Raw genomic sequence first — 22,418 nt, forward strand, 5'->3', positions numbered from 1 at the left:
CTGTCGGAGTTCGGCGCGACGATGCTGTTCGCCGGCAACCTGCGCGGCAGCACGCAGACGCTGTCGCTGGCGATCATGACGGCGATGGAGGCCAACCTCTACACCGCGCTGGCGCTGTCGGTGCTGCTGCTCGCCGTCGCCACGGTTACGTTGCTCGTCTTTCGGGCGCTGGCGGGCGACAGCATGCGGCTCTGAGCGCTGCTGGGGGAGTATATCATGTACCTGCTGATCACCGACGAGCCGCTCTCGCTCGATGCGCTGACCGCGCGCGTGCGCTAGGACGGCTGCGGGGCCGTGGCGACGTTTCTCGCCGTCGTCTGCGATACGCGCCCAGGGCGCCGCGTGCTGCGCGTCGAGTACCGCATCCCCCGGGCGGCAGGCGAGCAGGCGCTTGCGAAATCGCCGCCGAGATCCGTGAGCGCTGGGGCAGCGAGCACACGGCGCTGGCGCGGCGGCGCGGCTGCCTGTCCCTCGGTGAGCCGGTGCTGGCCGTGGCCGTCGCCGCTCGTCACCGCGCCGCGGCGCTGGTAGCCTGCGCCTTCGCCGTCGAAGGCATCAAACAACGCGTGCCGGTATGGAAGCGCGAGGAGTGGGACGACGGCGCCGTGACTGAAGGCTGGGAGGTCCGGCCGCCGGCCGAGGCTGCGGCCAGCCTGAGTCCGGCGCCGCGCGACGTCAGAGGCGGTGGATGAGCACAGCTCGCCCAACCTCCCGCCGCTACGACGCGCAGGCCACGGTCTACGACCGCCGCACCGCGCTCGACGCGGCGGCCGCGCGATCGATCGCGGCCGCCATCCTGGCGATCGTGGGCGATCGGCGAACGGTCGTGGAGATCGGTGCCGGCACGGGCGAGCTGGGCCGCCGGCTCGCGGCGCGGTCGGGCCGCTACTTCGGCCTCGATCTCTCGCGGCCAATGCTGGCGCGCTTCCGCGCGAAGCTGGGCGCGGGCGCCGCCGGCGTACATCTCATGCAGGCGGAGTGCAACGGCCCCTGGCCGCTGCGCAGCGGCGCCGCGGACGTGGTGATCGCGGTGCGCGTCGTGCATCTGCTCGCCCCGGCTGTGCTCGCTGCAGAGGCGCGGCGTGTCTGCCGGCCGGGCGGTGTGCTGCTGATCGGCCGCGTGCGGCACGACGAGCACGGCCTGAGGGAGCGGCTGCGGCGCGAGCGCCGGCGACTTTTCGCCGAGCGGGGCGTGGGCTTGCCGGGCGCGGAAGCGGGCAGCCGCCGGGTGCTCGCACGTTGTACCGCCGCCGGCGCGACGCCGCTGGGCAAGCATACGCTGGCCGCCTGGACACACGCCGTCAGCGCCGCGGAGGTGATCGCGGGTTGGGACGCGGCCGGCGCCTGGGCGGGCGGCCCGGTTGCTGAGGGGACGCGCGCCGCGGTGCAGGCGGTGCTGCGGGCCTGGGCGCGGGCCGAGTTCGGCACGCTGCAGTACCAGGAACCGTGCCGCGAGTGCTTCCTGCTTGACGGTGTGCGCTTTCCCTGACGGCGCGGCGGATTCGCCACGCGCAAAGGAGTTGAAATGCCGGAGCACCTGTTGAGCCAGCTCGGAAAGGCGCTGGTCGATGGCTCGCTCACCGATGAAGCGCTGCTCGCCGAAACGGCGGCACAGCCGGTAGTCTCCATCCTGCCCGACGCCAATGTCGTCAAGATCGGTGGACAGAGCTTTATCGATCGCGGCCGGGCGGCGGTTTTCCCCCTGTTGGACGAGCTGGTCGAGAACCTGCCGCGGCACAAGCTGATCATCGGCACCGGCGCCGGCACGCGGGCGCGCCACGCCTACAGCGTCGGGCTGGACCTGGGCATGCCCACGGGCGTGCTCAGCATCCTCGGCACCTTCGTGAGCATGCAGAACGCCCGTATGCTGCACTATCTGCTGGCGAAGCACGGCATTCCCTTCATCGAGCCGGCGCAGTTCCCGCAACTGCCGCTCTACCTCGAAGAGCGGCGGGCGGCAATCTTCTTCGGCATGCCGCCCTACATCTACTGGCAGCCAAACCCCGCGGTGGGCCGCATACCCCCGAACCGCACCGATACCGGCGCTTACCTGGTCAGCGAAGTCTTCGGCGCCCGCGCGATGATCTATGTCAAGGACGAGGATGGGCTCTACACGGCCGACCCCAAGAAGGACCCCGCTGCCCGCTTCATTCCGCGCATCAGCGTGGCCGAGCTGGAGGCGCTGGACCTCGACGATGTGGTGGTGGAGCGCAGCGTGCTGGACTTGCTGAAGAGGGCGCAGCATCGCCGTTCGATTCAGGTGATCAACGGCCTCGTGCCGGGCAATCTGACGCGGGCGCTGGCCGGCGAACCGGTCGGCACGATCATCGAGGCCTGATCCGTGCAGGTGAAGGAGCCGGCCATGACCAGCGGTGACTTCGCGGCCGTCAACGGCGCCGCCCTCGATCGGCGCCACCACGTGCAGTCGCTCCTGATGCGCGAGAGCCTGCTGGACAAGCAGGTGATGTCTGCCAGCGAGACGCCGGTGGTGCGCATGTTGCCCGCCTGCCATGTCATCAAGGTCGGCGGCCGCTCGATTCTGGACGGCGGTCGGGCGACGACCTATCCGCTGGTCGAGGCGATCGGCGCGGCGCTGGCCGAGCACCGGCTGATCATCGCCACGGGCGGCGGCGTGCGCAGCCGTCACGTGTTCTCGATCGGCATCGACCTGGGCCTGCCCACGGGTGTGCTGGCGCAGCTCGCCATCGCCGATGCGTTGGGCAACGCGCACATGCTCGGCACGCTGCTGGCGCCCTACGGCGTGGTCGCATCGCCGCCGGACCTGTTCGGCCATCTGCTGCCGCTGTTCGTGCGGGCCGTGCCCGGCATCATCTGCAACGGCGATCCGCCCTTCTCGCTCTGGGAACATCCGCCCGGCGTCGGCCGCATCCCTCCGCACCGCACCGATGCGGGCGCCTTTCTGCTGGCCGAGTGCTTCGGCTGCGCCACGATCACGCTGCTGAAGGACGTGGACGGCCTCTACGACCGCGACCCGCGGCAGCATGCGGACGCGGAGTTCATCCCCGCGATCACGGTTGCCGAGCTGCGCGAGCGGAAGCTGCCGACACTGCCCTTCGACCGCGTGCTGCTCGATCTGATCGAGCGGGCGCGGCTTGTGAAGCACGTGCAGATCGTCAACGGGCTCAAGCCGCAGCTGCTGGCGCCGGCCTTACGCGGCGAGCACGTGGGCACGATCGTGCGCAAGGATGCCACCGCCTGACGAAACTACGCCTGCCGCCTGCGGCGTGGCCCGCTGGGATCGCGGCGCCGCGCGGGGCTGCTGGCAGAGCGGCTCTGCGGCCGGGGAGATGAGACAACTGCGCGAGCGTAATAGGTTTCAACGATATGAAACTGTTTGCTGCATGCAGGATAACCGCCGTCCACGCGCCGTTGATCTAGGTATGATTAGGAACTCACGGACGGTTTCCTGGCCGTCTCCGTGGTCCAGTTCCGGCTGAGCGTCGCCGTCATGTCCGCGGATGACCTTGTCAGCGGCGCGTGCTTCGCTCTGCTCTGCGCCGGAGGTTTCCCCCGATGACCGCCCTGTCTTCCCCCGCCTGGTCCGTGCTGATCACCGACGACGATGACCTGTTGCGCCTCGGACTCAGCACCCTGCTCACGGAGCCGGCCGACTTCCGGGCAGTGGCAGAACCCCTCGGCCGCGCCACCGCCGCCGCACGCCGCCTGCAGCCCGACCTGATCGTCGTGGATCCCCGCCGGCGGGACAGCCTCGACCTGGCGCTCGTGCGCGAGCTGGCGCGGATCAGCCCGCGCAGCCGTCTCTGCATCCACACCACCGTCTTCACGCCCGCGATCTTCCTCGAATCCCTGCTCGCGGGCGCCGACGCCTACCTGATCAAGGGGAACCTGGAGGGGGCGGGGCTGCGGCAGACGCTGGCGCTGCTGACACGGACGGGCATCGCGGCCGTCGATCAGACGATCCTCGACTACTTCCGTGCACAGCCGCTGGGCACACTGGCAGTCCGCGTGCGCGACGCCTGCGCGCGGCCGGTCACCGAGCGCGAGCGCGCCGTGCTCTCGCTGCTGGCCGAGGGGCTCACCGAGAAAGACATCGCCGCACGGCTCGGCATCCGGCGCACGACGGTCGGCAGTCATGCCCACAACCTGCTCATCAAGCTCGGGGCGGAGAACGCCGTCCAGCTCGGCATCCGCGCGGTCGAACAGGGGTTGCTTGCCCCCGCCGCGCTCGCGATGCCGGCATAAGCATCGGCAGAGGACGAACGGCGACTCGTCATATGTTGAGACGGCGACCCCCGTGAATGCCGATAGACGGGCGCCATGCCAGGGGCGATGCTGTTGACACAGGCCGGGGGGCGCGGCGGCGAAGACGCCGGCCAGCGGGCCGCCCGCAGCCACGGTGGCGGAGAACGCCATCGCCGCCAGAGAGGTGCACAGACCAGGGCGCCTGGGGCACGCTTCCTCAGCGAACGCGCCCACGCCGCCATTCAGAATCGACTCAGCATTCACCTGGCACGCAGATCAGAGCGGGAACGCCGGTACGGCCGCTGTAACACGGCACGGCACGGCGCAGCCCCGCACGGCGAACCGGGCGACGCCGCGCTCCGCAAGGAAACGGCGGCGCCTACCCAGATCGTGTCATCACGGTCCTGCCGCGGAGGACCGAGAGACAGCAATACGGCACGACCCCAGTACCCCATCTTCCCCAGTATTGAGGAGCTTGGAAATGAACTTCGTCGCACTCGGGCAGCTAAACGCCGCCGCCCTGAACCTGGGCAGCCAGACGAACGCTGCCGGCATCGGCCAGGGGCCGGCCGGCGTGAACGTGGCCCTGGTGGGCCAGGCGAACCTCGCGCTCGCCAACGGCGGCAGCCAGTCGAACACCGCGCTGATCGTCCAGATCTAGGACACCTCCATGCCCGCTGCCGGCGTACCTCGGCGAGCGCCGGGCGCTGGCCGGCACGGGCCCATACCTACCAGAACCCACGACGAAAACGAGGAGCTTCAACGTGAACACCGTGAATCTCGCGCAGTTCAACTTCGCCGCCCTGAACCTGGGCAGCCAGACGAACGCGGCCGGTATCGGCCAGGGCCCCGCCGGCGTCAACACGGCCAATGTGCTGCAGGTGAACGCCGCTTTCCGCAACGGCGGCAGCCAGTCGAACACCGCGCTGATCGTCCAGGTCTAGGCCAGCCGCGCCGCGCCGCCGGAGGCCGGCATCGCCCCGGCGGCGCGACGCCGTGCGGGCGCGGCGGACCGCGAAACATCTGCCGATGTACGCGGTCGCCGCGCCCGACGACCAGGCAGCGTCGCTTCGCAGAGCAACCAACCGCGCCGCCGGCCGGCTGGCGTGGTTGTTCCCGTGCCGCGCCACCGGCGCGGCGCATTCGTCTCCCGCCGGCGGGCGTCGGCGCCACCCGGCTCGACCGACGCCGGCGCAGCAACCGACCGAGGAGAGCGGCTATGATCACTTTCGCGCCGACCATTGTCTTCGCTCCAGCGATTTCCAGCAACTTCGCGGTCGCCTTCCAGGCGAACGTCGCCCTGTTCTCGCTGGGACCGCAGACCAACACTCTGAGCATCACGCAGGTCGCAGGTCACTGAACCACGGTTCAGCGGCAGGCCGGCCGTCCGCCGACAGGGGCGGTGCACCATGACCAACGCGTTGTCGGGACATGCCGCGCGGCTCGTTCGCTGGCTGCTGCGCGTCGCTCTGCCGGACGGCAGCGGCGCACGCAACCGTCGAGCAGGCCCGCGGCTTGTTGGCCTGCCGGCCGAGCTGTTCGGCTCCGCCGCGCCGGGTGCAGCAGGGCCAGGGAACGGGTGGCCGCATGAGTAGCGCGATCCTCGGCGTGATCTCCCTGGCTGCGCTGATCGCGGCCGTCGCGGCGATCGGCGGTTGCGCCGTCCTGGCGGTGCGTTGTGCGCGGTTGATGCGGCGGACGCGGAGCGAGGCCGCCCGTCCGAGCGAACCCTGCCACCATGCCGCGCCGCCCCTGGTGGTCGGCATTCTGAACCCACCGCTGCTGCCGCACGCCGAGCGCCTGCCGCTGCACCTCTCCAACATCGGCAGCAGCCCGGCGCTGCAGGTCGAGGCTGTCCTGAGCTGGGGAAACGCGCGCTTCGGCCTCGCCGATGGAGCGCGGCCATACATTCCGCTGGACAGCGTGTGGGAGTGCGAGTTGCTGCGCACTTCCGCTAGGGCGACGGACGGGCCAGAGACCGGGGCGCCGCTGAGCTGCCTGGTCACCTTTCACGATATGTTTCATCGCCGCTTCGCCGCCGTCAGCGTCTACTCGATCAGCGCCGAACGCGGCCTCTGCCTGGAGCGCGTCGACGTCGAGACGCCCGAGGACCAGGAGGACGGCGGCGGCGAGTCCCTCGAGACGGTGCTCGGCCGCCGGCGCGCGGCGTGGTCGGCGCCGCCACGCCCGGCAGTCCGTCTCGCGCCGGTACGCGGCGCCGCGTTTGAGCAAAGTCGGATCGTGGCCCTCGATGTGTAGCAGAGCATGGGCGCGGGCGTGGGCCACTAACACGGCAGCGACGGCGGCGGGCCGGGAGTGCCCCGCCGCGGCCCGACGCCGGGGAGGCAGAGCATGCGTCGACCCTGGATCCTGTTTACCGGTCTCTCTCTGTTGCTGTCCGGGCTGGCGGCGTGCGCTTGCCCGCGCGTATACGCCGAGCCTGCTCCCGACGCGGCCTATTACATCGTGGTGCAGCCCGGAGGCACAGGCGGCGGCCAGATCGAACTGCTGCAGGTGAACGACGGCAACACGCTGATCAGCCTGCAAAGCGGCGTCACGGCCCGTGTCGAATGCACGCGCTACGCGAACGCCGCCGATGCCGCCGCGGCGGCGGCGCTGCGCTACCGCGACGCCACCTGGACCGTGGAACTCGCACCGGACGCGCTGCACGCCCTGCTCGCCGCCGCCGGGATCGCGGACGATGTGACGAGCCTGCTGCCGCCCGTGGCCGATGCCGATCTCTGCACGCCGTGACGCTGCGCCGTCCGGAGTTTGAGCACGCGGCAGCGCCGCCCCTGGGCGGCGCTGCCGCGTTGCTGACCGCGCGATGCTGGCCGCGGCTCACGACGCGGCGCGGTCAAGCTCCTCCAGTAGCTCGACCGGCTCGGCCGCAAGCTGCAGCGGCGCTGCTTGCGGCGCGGCGCCGGCCACTCCCGGACGGGAGGGCAGCAGCGCCAGCGCCAGCACGGCGCCGCCCGCGGCGACCGCGCCGGCGACCAGGCAGCCGCCGGCGAGGCTGTGCAGGAACGCGTTTGTGGCCGCATCGCTCAGCCGCTGCGCCGGCAGGGCCAGCCCGGCCTGGGCGATGTTGTGCGCGGCGACGAGCGCGCCGCCGATCGATCCCCTGGCCGCGGCGACCGCAGCCGGTGACAGGCCGGAGGGCAGCGTTGAACCCAGCCGGCTGGTGTAGAGCGAGGCGGAGACGCTGCCGATTACGGCCACGCCCAGCGTGCCGCCGAACAGCCGCGTCGCGTCGTTGACGGCGGAGCCGACGCCCGCCTTCTCCTTGGAGACGACGCCCATGATCGCTTCCGTCGCCGGCGCGCTGGTCAACCCCATGCCCGTGCCGAGCGCCAGCATCTGCGCCGCGATCGTGGTGTAGGAGGTCGTGCTCGATCCGCTCGCGGACCACAGCAGCCCGGCGCTGAACAGCAGCAGGCCGGCGCCGACGATCGCCTTGTTGCCGAAGCGCACGGCGAGGCGGGTGCCCAGCACCGAGCCGGCCGCAAGCGAGATGGCGACCGGCAAGAGGCGCACGCCGGTGCCCAGCGGGCTGTAGCCCTTCACGAACTGGAAGTACTGCGTGATCAGGAAGACGAAGCCCTGCAGCGCGAAGAAGGCGATCGTCACGGAGCCGCTCGCCGCGGTGAAGCGCAGGTTGCGGAAAAGGTCGACATCCAGCATCGGCTGCGCGATGCGGCGCTCGGCGACGACGAAGGCGGCGAGCAGAGCCAGGCCGCCGGCCAGGGCGCTGAGCGTGCGCGCCGAGCCCCAGCCCCAGTCGGGCGCCTCGATTACGCCGAGCACGAGCACGGCCATGCCGGTCGCGGAGAGCAGGAAGCCGCGCCAGTCCAGCGGCGGCGTCGCGGGATCGCGCGATGGCGGCACGGCCCAGGCGATCAGCGCGGCGACCAGGCCGGCCACCGGCACGAGGAAGAGGAAGACACTGCCCCACCAGTAATGTTCGAGCAGCCAGCCGCCCACGATCGGGCCGGTGGCGACGCCGAGGCCCGTGGTCGCGCCCCAGAAGCCGATGGCGCGAGCGCGCTCCTTGCGCTCGGTGAAGACGTTGGCGAGCAGCGAGAGGGTGGCGGGAAAGATCAGGGCGGCGCCGAGGCCCATCACCGCGCGGGCGGCGATCAGCTGGTGCGCCGACTGGCTGAGCGAACCGGCGAGGCTGGCAGCGGCGAACACGCCCAGCCCCGCCAGCAGGGTGCGCTTGCGGCCGATGCGGTCGCCGAGGCTGCCGGCGGCCAGCACCAGCGCGGCGAAGACCAGGTTGTAGGCATCGACGACCCACTGCAGATCGGTGGTGGTGGCGGAGAGCTTCCGCACGATCGTCGGCAGCGTGACGTTCACGATCGTCACGTCCACACTGATAATGTAGGCCGCGAGGCAGAGGGCGAAGAGGATCAGCCCGCGGCCGCGCCCGGCGCCGCTCCGCTGCGGCTGCCGGTCCACAACTGCAATCCGTGCCATGAGCGGTTCCCTCCGTTTGTGCAGGTGTGCAGTAACTAGTATGATGCTAGTAACAGGCTACGGCATCGACTAGCACGATGCAAGTTACTGGGAGTGGCAAAAGTGCGGCGGAAGAGCTTTGCCGAGATGTCGTGTCCCATCGCCCGCACGCTGGACGTCGTGGGCGAGTGGTGGACGTTGCTGATCATCCGCGACGCGCTGGTCGGCGCCCGCCGCTTCGACGAGTTCCGCCAGTCGGGCATCGCGGACAACATCCTCAGCGCGCGGCTCGACCTGCTGGTGCGCGAGGGCATTCTTGAGCGGCGGGCCTACCAGCTGCACCCGCCGCGCCACGAGTACCTGCTGACCGACAAGGGCTACGACCTGCTGCCGGTCGTCGTCAGCCTCGGCATGTGGGGGCTGAAGTGGACGGAGGGGCCGAAGGATCCCCCGCGCTTCCTGCACCGCCGCTGCGACGGCGAGGTGACGCCGAACTTTCTCTGCGCCGGCTGCGGCGAGACGGTGCAGCCGCGCGAGATCCGCGTCGAGCGCGCCAGGTGGATGGCAGCGCCCGCCGCGGCGCCGGCCGGCGGCTGACCTCGCCGCGCCCGGCCGCTCCCCGGCGGCAGGTATACCCTGGAGAATGCCTCAGGGCGCGGCGCGGCCGAGCGCGTCGAGCCGCTCAAGCTGCTCGGGCGTGAGCTGAAGATCGGCGGCGGGCGCGTTCGTTTCCAGCTCGGCAACCGTCTCCGGGCCGATGATCGCGCTGGTCACGCCGGGGCGGGAGAGCAGCCAGGCGAGCGCGAGCTGCGCCGGCGGGCGTTCCCATGCGCCGGCCAGGCCGTCGAGCTGCCGCGCGAGGTTGACCTGTTCCGCGGTGAAGCCCGTGCCACCCCAGCGCCGGCTGCCGGCGATCGGCCGCCGGACCGTTTCCATGCCGGCCAGCAGGCCGCCGGCGAGCGGGCTGAAGACGGTGATGCCGAGGCCGAAGCGCAGGCAGGCGGGCACGTGCTCGCGCTCGATGCCGCGCTGGGCCAGGTTGTAGGGCAACTGGCAGCAGACCGGCGCGTGCAGTCCCAGCCGCTCGCAGATCCCCAGCGCCTCGGCCGTCTGCCAGGCGGGAAAGGTGGAGAGCGCGGCGTAGCGGACTGTGCCGGCGCGCACCAGGTCGTCGAAGGCGCGCAGCGTCTGATCGAGCGGCGTGTCCGGGTCCGGGTGGTGTGCGTAGTAAAGATCGATATAGTCCGTGCCCAGCCGCCGCAGGCTCTGCTCGACCTGCTGCACGATGTGCCGGCGCGAGAGGCCGCGATCGGTCGGGCCGGGCCCGACCGGCTCCATCACCTTCGTCGCCAGCACCACCCCGGCGCGATGCCCCGCCAGCGCCCGGCCGAGCAGCTCCTCGGCGGAGGCGCGCTGTGCCGCGGGCGGCGCCCCCGGCCGGTCGAAGCGCGGCTGATTGCCGTAGGAGTTGGCGGTGTCGAAGAAGCTGATGCCGAGGTCGAGCGCCCGCTGCACCAGCCGCCCGCACTCCTCCGCCAGCGGCGCCACGCCGAAGGTGGCCGTGCCGAGACAGAGGCGCGAGACGCGCACGCCACTGGCGCCAAGAACCTGGTGCTTCACCGCCCGCTACCGCACCTGCGCATCGCTGCCGTTGTGCTGCGGGCCAACGTGCTGCGCGATGCTGCCGTTGGGGAAGAGCGGCGCGATCGCCTTGTCCGTGCCCTTCACCAGCGGCATGGGGTAAAGACCGACGAAGAAGACGCCCAACGTGAGCAGGCCGATCGCCCCCACGAGGATCGGCGACGGGTGCACGCGCGCGGACGGACTCTTGTCGCCGGCAAGGTAGAGCTGCTTGATCACCAGCAGGTAGTAGTAGAGCGAGATCATGCTGTTGACCACGCCGAAGCCCGCCAGCCAGAGCAGATCGTGGTTCGCGCCGGCCTGGAACAGGAAGAACTTGGTGAAGAAGCCGGCGAACAGCGGCATACCGGACAGCGAGAATAAGCCGATCGTCAGCACTAAAGCCAGGAACGGCTGGCGGTCGGCCATGCCGGCGTAGTCCGGGATCTCGTCGATGCCGGTCTGGTTGAAGATCGCGATCACCGCGCCGAAGACGACCAGGTTGGTGATGATGTAGCCGGCCAGGTGGAAGAGCACGGCGCTGGCCGAGTCCGGCGCCATCGCGGCGATGCCGATCAGCAGGTAGCCGACCTGGCCGATGCTCGAATAGGCGAGCAGCCGCTTGATGTTGTGCTGCTGGATGGCGACGAGGTTGCCGAACGTCATCGTCGCCGCCGAGAGGATCGCCACCAGCCACTTCCACTCGTCCAGGCGCGGGCCGAAGGCGGTGCTGAACAGGCGCAGCAAGAGCGCGAAGCCCGCGGCCTTCGAGGTGATCGAGAGGAAGGCGGTGATCGGCAGCGGCGCGCCCTCGTAGGCGTCGGGGGTGGCCATGTGGAAGGGCACGGCGGCGATCTTGAAGCCGATGCCGGTGAGAATCAGCACGATGCCCATCAGCAGGCCGAGGTCGCCGCTTGCGGGCAGGTTCTGGGCGATGCCGGCGTAGCTGGTCGTCTTGGTCACGCCGTAGACGAGGCTGACGCCGTAGAGAAACATAGCCGAGGCGAAGGCGCCGAGCAGCACGTACTTCAGCCCCGCCTCGTTCGACTTGCGGTCGTACTTGGCGAAGGCGATCAGCACGTAGAGGCTGAAGCTGATCAACTCCAGCGAGATATAGGCGGTGAGCAGCTCGGTGGCGGCGGCCAGGCCGATCGCGCCCGCCGTGCCCAAAAGCAGCACGCCGAAATACTCGCCGCCGTTGCGCAAAAACTTGCGCACGTACTGCGCCGAGAGGATGCAGAGGAAGACGGCCGCGCCAAGAAAGAGCACGCGGAAGAAGAGCGTGTAGTGGTCGACCTGGAAGATGCCGCCGAACGACTCGTCCGTCCGCGCGTAGGCGAAGGAGCCGGCGAGGATGCCCGCCGCGCCCAGCGCCGCGATGTAGCCGACGATGTCCTTACGGAGTTGTGGGAACCACAGCTCGATCGCGATCACGATGAAGGCGAGGCCCACCAGGCAGTACTCGGGGATCAGGAGCGTGTAGTTCATAGCGCGGACTCCTGTCCCAGCGTGGCGCGGCGATGCTCGATCAGCCAGGAGACCGGCGGCGCGCCCGGCGGCGCGTGTGGCTTGACATTGCCGGCGCCCAGGCCGACCGAGCACTGGCCGTTGGGGCAGATCGCCGGGATGCCGCGCAGCCCCTGGGCGATGCGGTCGACGAAGGGGCTGGGCCAGAGGCCCATGAAGACGATCGCCCCCGCCAGCAGCCCGCCGGCCATCGTCTCCATCGGCAGCAGGTCGCGCAGACCGGACCAGCGCACGTTGAACGGTCCGAAGAAGGCGAAGCTGAACATGCGCAGGATGTAGGTCGCCGTGATCAGCGCCGAGAAGACGCCGAGGGCGCCGAACAGCGGATAGGTCTTAAACGTACCGACGAAGATGTTGAACTCCGCCACAAAGCCGGAGAGTAAGGGTAAGCCGAGCGAGGCGAAGCCGGCTAAAGTGAAGAAGGCGACGAAGCGCGGCATCTTGTGGATCAGGCCGCCAAAGGCGCGCAGATCGCGCGTGTGCGCCTGGTCGTAGACGGAGCCGATCATGGCGAAGAAGAGCGCCGTCATCACGCCGTGGCTGAACATCTGCAAGACGGCGCCGTTGACGCCGATCGGGTTCAGCGTGGCCAGGCCCATCAGCACGTAGCCCATGTGGCTGACGCTGGAGAAGCCGGTCATCAGCTTCCAGTCGCGCTGCACCGTGGCGGAGAAGGCGCCGTAGAGCGCGGCCGTGGTGCCCAGCACCATCAGCGCGGGCATCCAGAAGCGGGCGCCGTCGGGGAACATCTGGATGCCCAGGCGCAGGATACCGAAGGCGCCCAGCTTCATCAGCACGCCGGCGTGCAGCATGGAGACGGCCGTGGGCGCCGCCGCGTGGCCGTCCGGCGACCAGCCGTGGAAGGGCCAGAGTCCGGCCAGCACGCCGCAGCCGATCATGATGAAGGGGAAGAAGGTCTTCTGGAAGCCGGGCGAGTAGGCGTGCTTCCACAGCGTGGGCAGGTCGAAGGTGCCGGCGCCGGCCTCGTTGAAGATCGCGATGATGGCGATGAAGATCGCCACCGAGGCGGCGACCAGCATCATCGTCAGCTTCATGCCGCCGTAGGTCTTGTCGCGGTTGGCGCCGTAGGGCGCGGGGCCGCTGCCCCAGACCACGATCAGCAGGTACATCGGCAGCACGGCCAGCTCGTAGAAGAAGAAGAAGAAGAACAGATCCAGCGAGACGAACGTGCCGAACACGCCCGACGACAGCACGAAGAGCAGGATGAAGAAGTCTTTGTTGCGGTAGTCGATCTTGAACGAGACCCAGGTGCCCGCCAGGGTGACGATGCCGTTGAGCAGGATCAGCGGCGCGGCGATGCCGTCCACGCCGAGGTGCAGCGTGATGCCGTTATTGCCCAGAAAGGCGGCGTTGGAGAGCCAGTCCCAGCGCAGCTCGCCCTGGATACCGCCGTCGGAGATGTTGTAGGCGATGAAGGTGAGCAGCGCCAGCACGAACATCGCCAGCGCCGCGAGCACAGCAACCGTGCGCACGACGTTGATCATGCGCCCCGGCACGGCCGTCAGCACAAGGGCCGCACCCCACGGCACCAGCACGAGCGCCAGCAGCACTCCCCCAGCCATCGTCTCTCCTCAGTCGCCCCCGTCGGCGCCGGCCCTGGCCGGTCCTAGACAACGCCCTGCGTCGCAAAGGCGATGATCGCCAGCACCACCACGCCGCCCGCGATCGCCAGCGCGTAGTTGGGAATCTTGCCCGTCTCGCTCAGCTTCAACTCGTAGCCGGTGAAGCCGGTGATGTCGGCCGAGCCGTCCACGCCGGTGTCGTTCACCACCTGGCGGTCGAACCACGAGATCACGCGGCCGAAGCCGAGCACCACGCGGTCGATGATCGCCTGGTACATCTCGTCGAAGTAGAACTTGTGGCGCAGCAGGTCGTAGAGATCGGGGAAGTGCGCCGCCACCCGCGCGGCCCGCTCACCCAGCCCCCACCAGTAGTAGCCGGCGACGAAGAAGCCCAGCAGGCCGGCGATCGTCGCGCCCACGGCCAGGCCGCCATTGATGCTGAGCACCTCGCCCTCGGCGCCGAACGGGATGACGAACCGGCCGATGCCGCCGGGGAAGCCGAGCGCCTTGCCGATCCCCTCGAAGGCCACCCAGCCGGCCGCGATCGAGAGCAGGCCAAGTGCGATCAGCGGCAGCAGCATGCTGGGCGGCGACTCATGCGCGTGGTTGTAGATGTGGCGCACGCGCGGCCTGCCGAAGAAGGTGAGGATGATCATGCGCAGCGTGTAGATGCCGGAGAGCAGCACCCAGAGCAGCAGCAGAACCAGGTAGATCGCGTTCTGGTGGTCGAAGACGCTCTTCAGCACCTCGTCCTTCGACCAGAAGCCGGCCAGCGGCGGAATACCGGCGTTCGCCAGCCCGGCGACGAGGAAGGTGATGAAGGTGATCTTCATCTTCGGCGCCAGGCCGCCCATCTCGGGCATCTCCTGCGTGCCGGTGGCGTGGATCACGGAGCCGGCGCCCAAAAAGAGCAGCGCCTTGAAGAAGGCGTGCGTCATCAGGTGGAACATGGCGCCGGTGAGGGCGCCGGCGCCCAGCGCCGCCATCATGAAGCCCAAATTGCTGATCGTGGAGTAGGCGATGACCTTCTTCAGGTCGGTCTGCACGATCGCGATCAGCGCAGCCATCAGCGCCGTGACCACGCCGATAATCAGCACCACGGTCGTCGCACCCTGCGCCGCCTCGAAGATCGGCAACGTGCGGGCGACCAGATAGATGCCGGCCACGACCATCGTCGCCGCGTGGATCAGGGCCGAGACGGGCGTGGGGCCTTCCATCGCGTCCGGCAGCCAGACCTGGAAGGGCACCTGCGCCGACTTGCCCATCGCGCCGAGGAAGAGGAAGAGCGTGGCGACGGTGAGGTAGCCGCCGCTGAGGCCGTTGGTATGGTTGACGGCGGCGGTGATGATCGTCTGCACGTCGAAGGTGCCGGTGGCGCGCCAGAAGAGGATGATGCCGATCAAAAAGCCGACGTCGCCGGCGCGGGTGGTGACGAACGCTTTCTTCGCCGCCTCGACCGCCGAGCGCCGCTCGATGTAGAAGCCGATCAGCAGGAAGGAGCAAACGCCGACCAGCTCCCAGCAGACGTACATCAAGAGGAAGTTGTCGGCCAGGACCAGCGTCATCATCGCCGCGGCGAACAGCGAGAGCACGGCGAAGAACCAGCCATAGCGCGCCTCGCCGTGCATGTAGCCGGTGGAGTAGATGTTGACCATCAGCGCGACCGTCGTGACCACGGCCAGCATCACGAGCGCGATCGGGTCGACGAAGAAGCCGACGCGCAGGCCGAAGTTGCCGACGTTCAGCCAGTCGAAGGAGTTATCGAAGCCGGCGAGCGGGCCGCCGGCGGTGCGTGTCAGGTAGTCGTGCAGCAGGAAGAAGAACGCCGTGAAGGCGGCGGTGATGGCGAAGATGCCGACCCAGTCGCCCTTGCGCGGCAGGTAGTTGCGCACCAGCGCAAGGATCACGAAGGCGCCGCCGCACAGCGCCGGCAGCAGCCAGGCGCTGTAGACGCTGAAGCTCTTCAGGCCGAGGATGACGGCCGTGATCGCCGCGACGATGCCGAGCACGATCGTGCCGGCAACGGCGACCTGCCAGTCCCACGCCGTGGGATGCTCGCGCCGAAAGCGGAGGGCGGATGCGGGCAAGGGCATCGGCAGCAGCACGTGTTCACCACTCCGGGGCGTAATCGGGCGAGGCCGCGCGGGCCTACCACTTGAGCAGATCGACCTCGTCCACGTTGGCCGTGCGTTCGTTGCGGTAGACGCGCAGGATGATCGCCAGCGCGAGGCCCGCCTCCGCCGCGGCCACCACGATCACGAAGATCGCGAAGACGAGCCCGACGACTTTGTCGGGCGCCAGATAGACGGCGAAGGCGATGAAGTTGATGTTGACCGCGTTCAGCATCAACTCGACGGACATCAGGATCAGCACCGCGTTGCGGCGGGCCAGCACGCCGTATACGCCGAGCGAGAAGAGCAGGGCGCTCAGCACCAGCACCTGTTGCAACGGGATCATCGCGGTCGGCTCTCCTGCGGTTCTGTCGGACTCAGCGTTGCTCCGCCTGGCCGGCGGGCAGCTCCGGCGTCTCCTCGGCGCGGGCGATCACGATCGCGCCCACCAGCGCCACGATCAGCACCAGCGAGGCGATCTCAAACGGCAGCGCGTAGGTGTCGAACAGGGCGTTGCCGATGTCGTTGATCGTCTTGTAGGTGGTGTCGGTCAGGCCCTTCCACGTGTCGACGCGGGCGACCATCAGGATCAGCACCGCGCCGAGGCCGCCGCCGGTGACCAGCGCAAACGGCCACTGCGGCCCGTTCAGGCGCAGCGCCTGCGTCTCGCGCGCCCGCGTCAGCATCAGCGCGAAGATGATCAGGATGGAGACGGCGCCGCCGTAGAGCAGGATCTGCACCAGGCCCAGGAACTCGGCGGAGACGAGCACGAAGACGCCGGCCGTCATCAGCAGCGTCATGATCAGGAAGAGCGCCGCGTGCACCAGGTCATTGGCGAACACGACGCCCATGCCGCCTGCCAGCGCCAGGCCGCCTACCATATAGAAGACGACCTGCGGCGCGTGCAGCGCGGAGATCGTGTCCGTGAACTCGTGCGAGAGGATCACGAACAGCAGCCCGACGAGCAGCAGCACAATCAGCGGCGCCAGCGTCGTCTGCACCGAGTTGGTGGCGTAGACCAGGCGCAGCGCGGCGATGAACGCGAGCGCGGCGAACACGCCGAACAAGACTTCCATCGCGCTCCGCTTGCTCCTCTCGCGCTGAGGTACCTGAGGTACTGAGGTACGAACGAAGCCGGCGCCGGCGGCCTAGCCGGCCGGCACCCAGGCCGTGACCTCACCCGCCTTCGACTTGGCGAGCAGCTCGTCCAGGTCCATCACCAGCTCTTCGCGGTCGGTGACGGACAGCTCGTGCCCGCTCCAGGTGTTGTTCATCGCGATCGCGTCGAAGTTGCAAACCTCGATGCAGATGTTGCAGCGCATGCAGCGGCCGTAGTCGATCCAGAACGTATCCACGATCTTGCGCCGCTTGCTCTCGCCCGCCTTCTGCTTGGGGTTGTCGCGCATCGTCACCGTCATGCAGTCCACGGGGCAGGCCCGTTCGCAGGCCTGGCAGCCGGTGCAGAACGGCTCGGCCACGTTCTCGTCCCAGAGCAGCAGCGGGAAGGCGCGCTCGCGCTCGGGAATCGGCTTATGCACTTCGGGGTATTGGGTCGTCACCGGGCGACGCAGCGTCGTCGTCAGCGTCGTGCCCATGCTCTTGAGCAGGCCAATCACGTCAGGTTCTCCTGAACCTCAAGACCGATCAGATGCCGCAGCGCGATCCGCAACGGCAATTTAACAGTATCGCCCTCCGCGCTTATGCGCCACGCGCCGCCGTCAACTGCCGCACCTGCTCCAGCCGCTCGGCCCGCGGCCGCCGCTGGCCCAGCCGCCGGATGCCCACGCGCAGGCCGATCGCCAGGATCAGCAGCAGCCCGCCGGAGCTGAGCCCCAGCCACAGCCCCCAGCCCCAGGGGTGGTAGACCAGCCAGAGGCCGTTGACGAAGACCTGCAGGAAGGAGAGCGGGATCAGCACCTTCCAGGCGAAGGCCATCAGCTGGTCCACGCGCATGCGCGGGAAGGTCGCGCGCAGCCACATCATCGCCACGATCAGCGCCGAGGCCTTGATGAAGGTCATCAGCAACTGCCAGCCGAACCACGAGCCCTTCAGCCAGGGGAAGGCGTAGCCGCCCAGGAAGAGGTCGGCGCCCAGCACCGCGAGGATGAAGAGGGCGGTGTACTCGGCGAGCTGGAAGAAGGACCAGCGGATGCCGCTGTACTCGACCGTGACGCCGCCCACGACCTCGGACTCGGCCACGGGGATGTCGAAGGGGTTGCGGTTCAACTCGGCCATCATAGCGATGATGAACAGCACGAAGGGCAGCGGCTGGATCAGGGCGTTGGGAACGTGGTTCTGCTGCTCGATGATCTCGCGCAGGTCGAGCGTGTTGGCGACCATCGCGATCGAGAGTGCGGCCAGCACCAGCGGGAGCTCATAGCTGATCATCTGCGCCACGGCGCGCACGCCGCCGAGCAGCGCGTACTTGTTATCCGAGCCCCAGCCGGCCATCAGCCAGCCGACGATGTTCACCGAGGTGACGGCAAGGATGAAGAACAGCGCCAGGCCGGAGAAGCGGATGCCCCAGTCGTGCGAGTAGGGCAGCGCCACGAAGGCGAGGAAGACCGGCACAAAGACGAGGAAGGGCGCCAGCTCGAACACCCAGCGGTCGGCCAGGCGCGGGCGCAGGTCTTCCTTGGTGAGCAGCTTGAGCGCGTCGGCCACGGGCTGGAAGAGGCCGGCGGGGCCGGTGCGCGTCGGCCCGAGCCGCTGCTGCACGCGGGCGATGACTTTGCGCTCGAGGTAGGTGAGCGCCAGCGTGTTGAACGTCATCAGGCCGGTGATGATGGCGACGCGCACGACGGCGTCGAGCCAGCGGTCGGGCAGGTTGAAGATCGTCCCCAGCAAGAGGTAAGACACGCGATCACCTCAGCGTTCGGGCCACTCTTCCGGCAGCGTACCGAACGATCGGCCAACGATCCAGCGAAGCGCATCGCCGTTTTGGCCCGCCTGGCACCGGCAGGCCGCCGAAGCCGGCGCTTCCGTGAGACGCTTACCGATCGACTTCGCAGAGCACGATGTCGGTCGAGCCGAGGATGATCACCGCGTCGGCAACGTACTCGCCGATCACCATCTCGCGCAGCGCCATCAGGTTGCTGAACGAGGGCGAGCGCATCTTGATGCGGTACGGCTTGTTGCCGCCCTTGGAGACGAGATAGATGCCGTACTCGCCGCGCGGGTTTTCCGTCCGCATGTAGCACTCCGAGGGCGGAATGCGCAGCATGCGCGGCATCTTCTCCGGCATGATCGGACCCGTCTGCATCTGCTCCAGCGCCTGCTCCACGATGCGCAGCGACTGGCGCATCTCTTCCAGCCGCACGAGATAGCGGTCGTAGCAGTCGCCGTTGGTGCCCACCGGCACGTCGAACTGGAAGCGGTCGTAGATCGAGTAGGGCTCGTCGCGGCGGATGTCGTAGCTGACGCCGGAGGCGCGCAGCATCGGCCCGGTGAGGCCGTACTCGATCGCCTTCTCCGCGCTGATCACGCCTACGTCCTTGCAGCGGGCGACGAAGACCTCGTTCTCGGTCAGCAGGCCGTTGATGTCGGCGATGCCCTGGCGCAGCCGCCGGATCAGCGCCCGGCACTTCTGCTCGAAGCCGTTCTGCACCTCCCAGGCGACGCCGCCGACGCGGAAGTAGTTGTACATGATCCGCTCGCCGGTCAGCTCTTCGAAGAAGCGCTGAATATCCTCGCGGTCGCGGAAGGCGTAGGTAAAGGTGGTGCCGAACACGCCCACGTCGGTGCCGAAGGCGCCCATGAACATCATGTGCGAGGCGACGCGGTTCAGCTCGGTGCAGATGATGCGGATGTACTCGGCGCGCTCGGGCGGCACGATGCCGGCCAGCTTCTCGGCCGCCATCACGTAGCAGTGCTCGCAGTTGAAGTTGCCCAAATAGTCGGTGCGGTCCTGGATGCCGATCCCCTGGCGATAGTCGAGCGTTTCGGAGAGCTTTTCGCCGCCGCGGTGCATGTAGCCGATCACCGGCTCGACATCGACGATCAGCTCGCCGTCCACCGAAAGCACCATGCGGAAGACGCCGTGCGTACTGGGGTGCTGCGGCCCCATGTTGATGTCGATCGAGACCGTCTCGAACTCTTGCTCAAGCATGCTCATCTGACTGCCTCTCGCGTGGCCTCACCGCCGGCTTCGGCCCTCACCCCCGGCCCCTCTCCCAATCCTGGGCGAGGGGGGCACAATCGCTGCGCCTTCAGCCGAGCAGCCCCGCGCCGTGATCTCTCCCTCGCCCAGGATTGGGAGAGGGGCCGGGGGATGAGGGCCGACGGCCGGCTAAAACGTCTGGTACCCCTGCTTCAGCTCGATCGGCGCCAGCGGGTGCGCCTTGAGCAGCGGGTGAATCTCCATGTCGTCGTCCAGCAGTAGGTGCTTCGGGTTCGGGTGGCCGGTGAAGGTCACGCCGAACATCTCGGCCGTCTCGCGCTCGTGCCAGTCGGCGCCGCACCAGATCGGCGTGATCGAGGCGACGCTGGGGTCGTCCGGCGGCAGCAGCGTCTTGATATGCACCGTGTGCCGGTTCTTGTAGGAGAGCAGCGAGTAGACGATCTCGATGCCCTGCGCCTCCTGGTCGATGCCGGTGAGACAGCGCAGGAAGTCGAAGCCCAGTTCCGGCTTCTCGCGCGCCTGGCGCAGCAGGAAGCCGACCTCCTCGCGCGGCACGCTGAACGTCGTCTCGCCGGCCGCGTTCGTGCCGGCGTCGCGCACCAGGCTGGGGAAGAGATCGCTGAACAGCCGGGCGACGGGGTCTTCCGCCGGCGCCGCGGCCGGCGCTGCCGGGGCGGCGCCTTCGCTTCCTTCGGTGGTCATCGCCTGTTTCGCTCCCGCTTGCCGCGGCCGGCGGTATCCTGGGACGTGCGCCGCTGCGGCGGGTCTTTGCTCTGCCTGCCGGCGGGTTGTCCGCTTCGATGCAACAGGGGAGCCTCGGCTCCCCCGCAACTGCTGCCGTCCTGTCTTATCCCGCCCTACTTCCCGACGCTGGAGCGGTCGGTCATAATCTTTTTCTGCAGGGCGATGAAGCCGTCGATCAGCGCTTCCGGCCGCGGCGGGCAGCCCGGCACGTAGATATCGACGGGGATGATCTTGTCCACACCCTGCAGCACGCGGTCGTACTGCGTGTACGGCCCGCCGTTCGTCGCGCAGGCGCCCATGCTGATCACCCACTTGGGGTTGGGCATCTGCTCGTAGAGCAGCTTTACGGCCGGGGCCATCTTCTTCGTCACGGTGCCGGCCACGATCATCACGTCCGACTGGCGCGGGCTGGGCCAGGGCACGATGCCGAAGCGGTCAAGGTCGTGGTCGGACATGTACGTCGCGATCATCTCGATCGCGCAGCAGGCGAGGCCGAAGGTCATCGGCCAGAGCGAGGACTTGCGGCAGAGGGCGAAGACCGCGTCGGCCGGCACCTGCAGGATGCCCGGCAGCACGGATCGATACGCCGCCTTGCCGCTCACCACTTCCAGCGGCTCCAGCCGCTTCTGCTCCGGCGAGAAGTCCGGGCGGTAGCCCGGAACGGCCGGCGTTTGCGGTGCGGCCGGCTCGCGCGGGGCGACCGGCGCCGGCGGCGCCTCGGGTGCGGCGGGCGAGGTCGTGGTCGCCACGGCGGAGCCGCGCGGTTCGAGTGTCTCTACTTCCATGACAAAACCCCCTTCTTCCAGGCGTAGGCAAGGCCCGCGAAGAGGATCCCGAGGAACACGACCATCTCCCAGAAGGCCTGCGCCCCGAACAGCTTGCTGCGGAAGACCACCGCCCACGGGAAGAGGAACACGGTTTCCACGTCGAAAATGAGGAACAGGATCGCGAAGAGGTAGTAGCGGATGTGGAGGTTGCCCACGGCGCGGCCGATGGGCAGCATGCCGCACTCGTAGGCGGTGCCCTTGGCGCGGCTCGGCGCCTTGGGCGCCAGCAGCAGGTTGCCGATCAGCGCGGTGACGATCAGGAAGGCGCCGACGATCGTGGCGATCAGCACCGCGCCCCAGGTGTCGAAGACCCCATTCACGGCCGCCGCACCTCTAGGCACTGCTCTCTTGTCAGGCTGACAAGCGGCAGGCAAGCGATGCACACACCAGCAAGCACCCCTCGCCTATCCGCACACTAGCACCGGCTCATTCGTGAAGTCAATCGCAATCGCCCGCCCGCCGGCCCTCACCCTCACCCCCTTACCCCTCTCCCTCTCCCAATACTGGAGAGAGGGAGAGGGGCGATCGGTGGCAGGAAGTTCCGGGACGGCGCCGGGCTACCGGGCATGCTTGGCCGCGCCGGCCGCGTGGCCTCACCCCCTGCCCCTCTCCACGGCGTGGAGAGGGGAGCTTGGGACCGGGGCGGGGGATCTGCTGCGCCCCGCCTTCAGCCTCAACCCTTCCGCAATAGATCTCCCCTTCCCCCAGGATTGGGGGAAGGGGTTGGGGGATGGGGGCCGATAGCTCCGCTCAGCGCTAGGGGTGGCGCAGCGGCGGCAAGACGATCATCCCGGCCAGCCGCTCCAGCTCCTGGCGGTGGGTGGTGACGAGCCCCCCCAGCGTCTCTTCACCCTTCTGCGTCAAGTAGACGGCCACGGCGCGGCGGTCGGTCGCGTGCGGGCGGCGCTGCACCATCCCGTTCGCCTCGCTGCGGTCGATCAGGCCGACGACACTGTTGTGCGAGGACTGCAGCCGTTCAGCCAGCTCCGTCACCGTCGCCCACTCGCGCTCCGGGAAGCCCTTGATCGCCAGCATCAGTTGATACTGCTGCGGCGTCAGGCCGACCAGGCGCACGTTGCGCTCGCTGAAGCGGAAGTAGAGACGCAGTCCGTAGCGGAAGCGGGCGAGCGCCTCGTAGTCGGCCTTGCTGAACTCTTCGACCTCGGCAGGACGGGGATCCGATTGCGGCTCACTCATACGCGGC

At 68.8% G+C, this 22,418-nt stretch carries 26 protein-coding genes; 12 read left to right on the forward strand and 14 right to left on the reverse strand.

The window, feature by feature from the left end:
* From VKV26_00940 to VKV26_00990, 11 genes are all read left to right on the forward strand, one after another.
* On the forward strand, positions 1–195 hold a 195-nt coding region (locus VKV26_00940; protein ID HLZ68452.1), incomplete at its 5' end, for a molybdate ABC transporter permease subunit.
* Positions 196–398: 203 nt separating this feature from the next.
* Positions 399–692, forward strand: coding sequence for a molybdenum cofactor biosynthesis protein MoaE (locus VKV26_00945; GenBank protein HLZ68453.1), 294 nt, complete (start codon positions 399–401; stop codon positions 690–692).
* Positions 689–1,489, forward strand: a complete 801-nt coding sequence (locus tag VKV26_00950) for a class I SAM-dependent methyltransferase (protein HLZ68454.1) — start codon at positions 689–691, stop codon at positions 1,487–1,489. The genes VKV26_00945 and VKV26_00950 overlap by 4 nt, the downstream gene beginning before the upstream one ends.
* Positions 1,490–1,525: 36 nt before the next feature.
* Complete coding sequence (locus tag VKV26_00955) at positions 1,526–2,338, forward strand: uridine kinase (GenBank protein HLZ68455.1); 813 nt, start codon at positions 1,526–1,528, stop codon at positions 2,336–2,338.
* A 24-nt stretch (positions 2,339–2,362) separates the two neighbouring features.
* Positions 2,363–3,220, forward strand: a complete 858-nt coding sequence (locus tag VKV26_00960; GenBank protein ID HLZ68456.1) for a uridylate kinase — start codon at positions 2,363–2,365, stop codon at positions 3,218–3,220.
* 314 nt (positions 3,221–3,534) lie between these two features.
* Entirely contained in the window at positions 3,535–4,224 is a 690-nt protein-coding gene (locus tag VKV26_00965; protein HLZ68457.1) for a response regulator transcription factor, read from the forward strand.
* Positions 4,225–4,705: 481 nt separating this feature from the next.
* Positions 4,706–4,885: a hypothetical protein gene (locus VKV26_00970; protein ID HLZ68458.1), complete on the forward strand. Its 180-nt coding sequence runs from the start codon at positions 4,706–4,708 to the stop codon at positions 4,883–4,885.
* A 103-nt stretch (positions 4,886–4,988) separates the two neighbouring features.
* Positions 4,989–5,168 carry a hypothetical protein gene (locus tag VKV26_00975; protein ID HLZ68459.1) on the forward strand — a complete coding sequence of 60 codons (180 nt, stop codon included), beginning with the start codon at positions 4,989–4,991 and terminating at the stop codon, positions 5,166–5,168.
* Positions 5,169–5,443: 275 nt separating this feature from the next.
* Entirely contained in the window at positions 5,444–5,584 is a 141-nt protein-coding gene (locus VKV26_00980) for a hypothetical protein (protein ID HLZ68460.1), read from the forward strand.
* Between the two features lie 227 nt (positions 5,585–5,811).
* Positions 5,812–6,483, forward strand: a complete 672-nt coding sequence (locus tag VKV26_00985) for a hypothetical protein (protein ID HLZ68461.1) — start codon at positions 5,812–5,814, stop codon at positions 6,481–6,483.
* A 93-nt stretch (positions 6,484–6,576) separates the two neighbouring features.
* The gene (locus tag VKV26_00990; GenBank protein ID HLZ68462.1) at positions 6,577–6,978 is read left to right on the forward strand and encodes a hypothetical protein; all 402 of its coding nucleotides are present in this window, start codon (positions 6,577–6,579) and stop codon (positions 6,976–6,978) included.
* 87 nt (positions 6,979–7,065) lie between these two features.
* Here the strand turns inward: VKV26_00990 and VKV26_00995 are convergent, their stop codons facing one another.
* Entirely contained in the window at positions 7,066–8,703 is a 1,638-nt protein-coding gene (locus tag VKV26_00995; GenBank protein ID HLZ68463.1) for an MFS transporter, read from the reverse strand.
* A 126-nt stretch (positions 8,704–8,829) separates the two neighbouring features.
* Here VKV26_00995 and VKV26_01000 point away from each other — a divergent pair, with 126 nt between their 5' ends.
* Positions 8,830–9,279 (forward strand): helix-turn-helix domain-containing protein, encoded by a 450-nt coding sequence (locus VKV26_01000; protein ID HLZ68464.1) that lies wholly within the window; start codon positions 8,830–8,832, stop codon positions 9,277–9,279.
* Positions 9,280–9,330: 51 nt separating this feature from the next.
* Here VKV26_01000 and VKV26_01005 read toward each other — a convergent pair whose 3' ends face one another.
* From VKV26_01005 to VKV26_01065, 13 genes are all read right to left on the reverse strand, one after another.
* Positions 9,331–10,302 (reverse strand): aldo/keto reductase, encoded by a 972-nt coding sequence (locus tag VKV26_01005; protein ID HLZ68465.1) that lies wholly within the window; start codon positions 10,300–10,302, stop codon positions 9,331–9,333.
* Positions 10,303–10,308: 6 nt separating this feature from the next.
* Entirely contained in the window at positions 10,309–11,790 is a 1,482-nt protein-coding gene (locus VKV26_01010) for an NADH-quinone oxidoreductase subunit N (GenBank protein HLZ68466.1), read from the reverse strand.
* Positions 11,787–13,412 (reverse strand): NADH-quinone oxidoreductase subunit M, encoded by a 1,626-nt coding sequence (locus VKV26_01015; GenBank protein ID HLZ68467.1) that lies wholly within the window; start codon positions 13,410–13,412, stop codon positions 11,787–11,789. Before VKV26_01015 ends, VKV26_01010 begins: the two co-directional genes overlap by 4 nt.
* Before the next feature lie 44 nt (positions 13,413–13,456).
* Entirely contained in the window at positions 13,457–15,517 is a 2,061-nt protein-coding gene (nuoL, locus tag VKV26_01020) for an NADH-quinone oxidoreductase subunit L (GenBank protein ID HLZ68468.1), read from the reverse strand.
* 43 nt (positions 15,518–15,560) lie between these two features.
* On the reverse strand, positions 15,561–15,869 hold the full coding sequence (gene nuoK, locus VKV26_01025) for an NADH-quinone oxidoreductase subunit NuoK (protein HLZ68469.1): 309 nt from the start codon (positions 15,867–15,869) through the stop codon (positions 15,561–15,563).
* Between the two features lie 31 nt (positions 15,870–15,900).
* On the reverse strand, positions 15,901–16,599 hold the full coding sequence (locus tag VKV26_01030) for an NADH-quinone oxidoreductase subunit J (protein HLZ68470.1): 699 nt from the start codon (positions 16,597–16,599) through the stop codon (positions 15,901–15,903).
* A gap of 72 nt (positions 16,600–16,671) precedes the next feature.
* Positions 16,672–17,139, reverse strand: a complete 468-nt coding sequence (locus tag VKV26_01035; GenBank protein ID HLZ68471.1) for a 4Fe-4S dicluster domain-containing protein — start codon at positions 17,137–17,139, stop codon at positions 16,672–16,674.
* Between the two features lie 82 nt (positions 17,140–17,221).
* Positions 17,222–18,382, reverse strand: a complete 1,161-nt coding sequence (gene nuoH, locus VKV26_01040; GenBank protein ID HLZ68472.1) for an NADH-quinone oxidoreductase subunit NuoH — start codon at positions 18,380–18,382, stop codon at positions 17,222–17,224.
* A gap of 133 nt (positions 18,383–18,515) precedes the next feature.
* Entirely contained in the window at positions 18,516–19,637 is a 1,122-nt protein-coding gene (locus VKV26_01045) for an NADH-quinone oxidoreductase subunit D (protein HLZ68473.1), read from the reverse strand.
* A gap of 174 nt (positions 19,638–19,811) precedes the next feature.
* Positions 19,812–20,345 (reverse strand): NADH-quinone oxidoreductase subunit C, encoded by a 534-nt coding sequence (locus VKV26_01050; GenBank protein HLZ68474.1) that lies wholly within the window; start codon positions 20,343–20,345, stop codon positions 19,812–19,814.
* A gap of 155 nt (positions 20,346–20,500) precedes the next feature.
* On the reverse strand, positions 20,501–21,172 hold the full coding sequence (locus VKV26_01055) for an NADH-quinone oxidoreductase subunit B family protein (GenBank protein ID HLZ68475.1): 672 nt from the start codon (positions 21,170–21,172) through the stop codon (positions 20,501–20,503).
* Positions 21,163–21,534, reverse strand: coding sequence for an NADH-quinone oxidoreductase subunit A (locus tag VKV26_01060; GenBank protein ID HLZ68476.1), 372 nt, complete (start codon positions 21,532–21,534; stop codon positions 21,163–21,165). The genes VKV26_01055 and VKV26_01060 overlap by 10 nt, the downstream gene beginning before the upstream one ends.
* Before the next feature lie 436 nt (positions 21,535–21,970).
* Positions 21,971–22,411, reverse strand: coding sequence for a MarR family transcriptional regulator (locus VKV26_01065; GenBank protein HLZ68477.1), 441 nt, complete (start codon positions 22,409–22,411; stop codon positions 21,971–21,973).
* Positions 22,412–22,418: the final 7 nt, after the last annotated feature.

This window comes from Dehalococcoidia bacterium, from assembly GCA_035310145.1.
Classification (GTDB): Bacteria; Chloroflexota; Dehalococcoidia; order CAUJGQ01; family CAUJGQ01; genus CALFMN01.

What these genes read in the sequence shown, in the direction of transcription:
- VKV26_00950 (HLZ68454.1), top strand. Translation starts at nt 689, where the DNA reads ATGAGCACAGCTCGCCCAACCTCCCGCCGCTACGACGCGCAGGCCACG.
- VKV26_00955 (HLZ68455.1), top strand. Translation starts at nt 1,526, where the DNA reads ATGCCGGAGCACCTGTTGAGCCAGCTCGGAAAGGCGCTGGTCGATGGC.
- VKV26_00960 (HLZ68456.1), top strand. Translation starts at nt 2,363, where the DNA reads ATGACCAGCGGTGACTTCGCGGCCGTCAACGGCGCCGCCCTCGATCGG.
- VKV26_00965 (HLZ68457.1), top strand. Translation starts at nt 3,535, where the DNA reads ATGACCGCCCTGTCTTCCCCCGCCTGGTCCGTGCTGATCACCGACGAC.
- VKV26_00970 (HLZ68458.1), top strand. Translation starts at nt 4,706, where the DNA reads ATGAACTTCGTCGCACTCGGGCAGCTAAACGCCGCCGCCCTGAACCTG.
- VKV26_00980 (HLZ68460.1), top strand. Translation starts at nt 5,444, where the DNA reads ATGATCACTTTCGCGCCGACCATTGTCTTCGCTCCAGCGATTTCCAGC.
- VKV26_00985 (HLZ68461.1), top strand. Translation starts at nt 5,812, where the DNA reads ATGAGTAGCGCGATCCTCGGCGTGATCTCCCTGGCTGCGCTGATCGCG.
- VKV26_00990 (HLZ68462.1), top strand. Translation starts at nt 6,577, where the DNA reads ATGCGTCGACCCTGGATCCTGTTTACCGGTCTCTCTCTGTTGCTGTCC.
- VKV26_00995 (HLZ68463.1), bottom strand. Translation starts at nt 8,703, where the DNA reads ATGGCACGGATTGCAGTTGTGGACCGGCAGCCGCAGCGGAGCGGCGCC.
- VKV26_01000 (HLZ68464.1), top strand. Translation starts at nt 8,830, where the DNA reads ATGTCGTGTCCCATCGCCCGCACGCTGGACGTCGTGGGCGAGTGGTGG.
- VKV26_01010 (HLZ68466.1), bottom strand. Translation starts at nt 11,790, where the DNA reads ATGAACTACACGCTCCTGATCCCCGAGTACTGCCTGGTGGGCCTCGCC.
- VKV26_01015 (HLZ68467.1), bottom strand. Translation starts at nt 13,412, where the DNA reads ATGGCTGGGGGAGTGCTGCTGGCGCTCGTGCTGGTGCCGTGGGGTGCG.
- nuoK (HLZ68469.1), bottom strand. Translation starts at nt 15,869, where the DNA reads ATGATCCCGTTGCAACAGGTGCTGGTGCTGAGCGCCCTGCTCTTCTCG.
- VKV26_01030 (HLZ68470.1), bottom strand. Translation starts at nt 16,599, where the DNA reads ATGGAAGTCTTGTTCGGCGTGTTCGCCGCGCTCGCGTTCATCGCCGCG.
- VKV26_01045 (HLZ68473.1), bottom strand. Translation starts at nt 19,637, where the DNA reads ATGAGCATGCTTGAGCAAGAGTTCGAGACGGTCTCGATCGACATCAAC.
- VKV26_01050 (HLZ68474.1), bottom strand. Translation starts at nt 20,345, where the DNA reads ATGACCACCGAAGGAAGCGAAGGCGCCGCCCCGGCAGCGCCGGCCGCG.
- VKV26_01055 (HLZ68475.1), bottom strand. Translation starts at nt 21,172, where the DNA reads ATGGAAGTAGAGACACTCGAACCGCGCGGCTCCGCCGTGGCGACCACG.
- VKV26_01065 (HLZ68477.1), bottom strand. Translation starts at nt 22,411, where the DNA reads ATGAGTGAGCCGCAATCGGATCCCCGTCCTGCCGAGGTCGAAGAGTTC.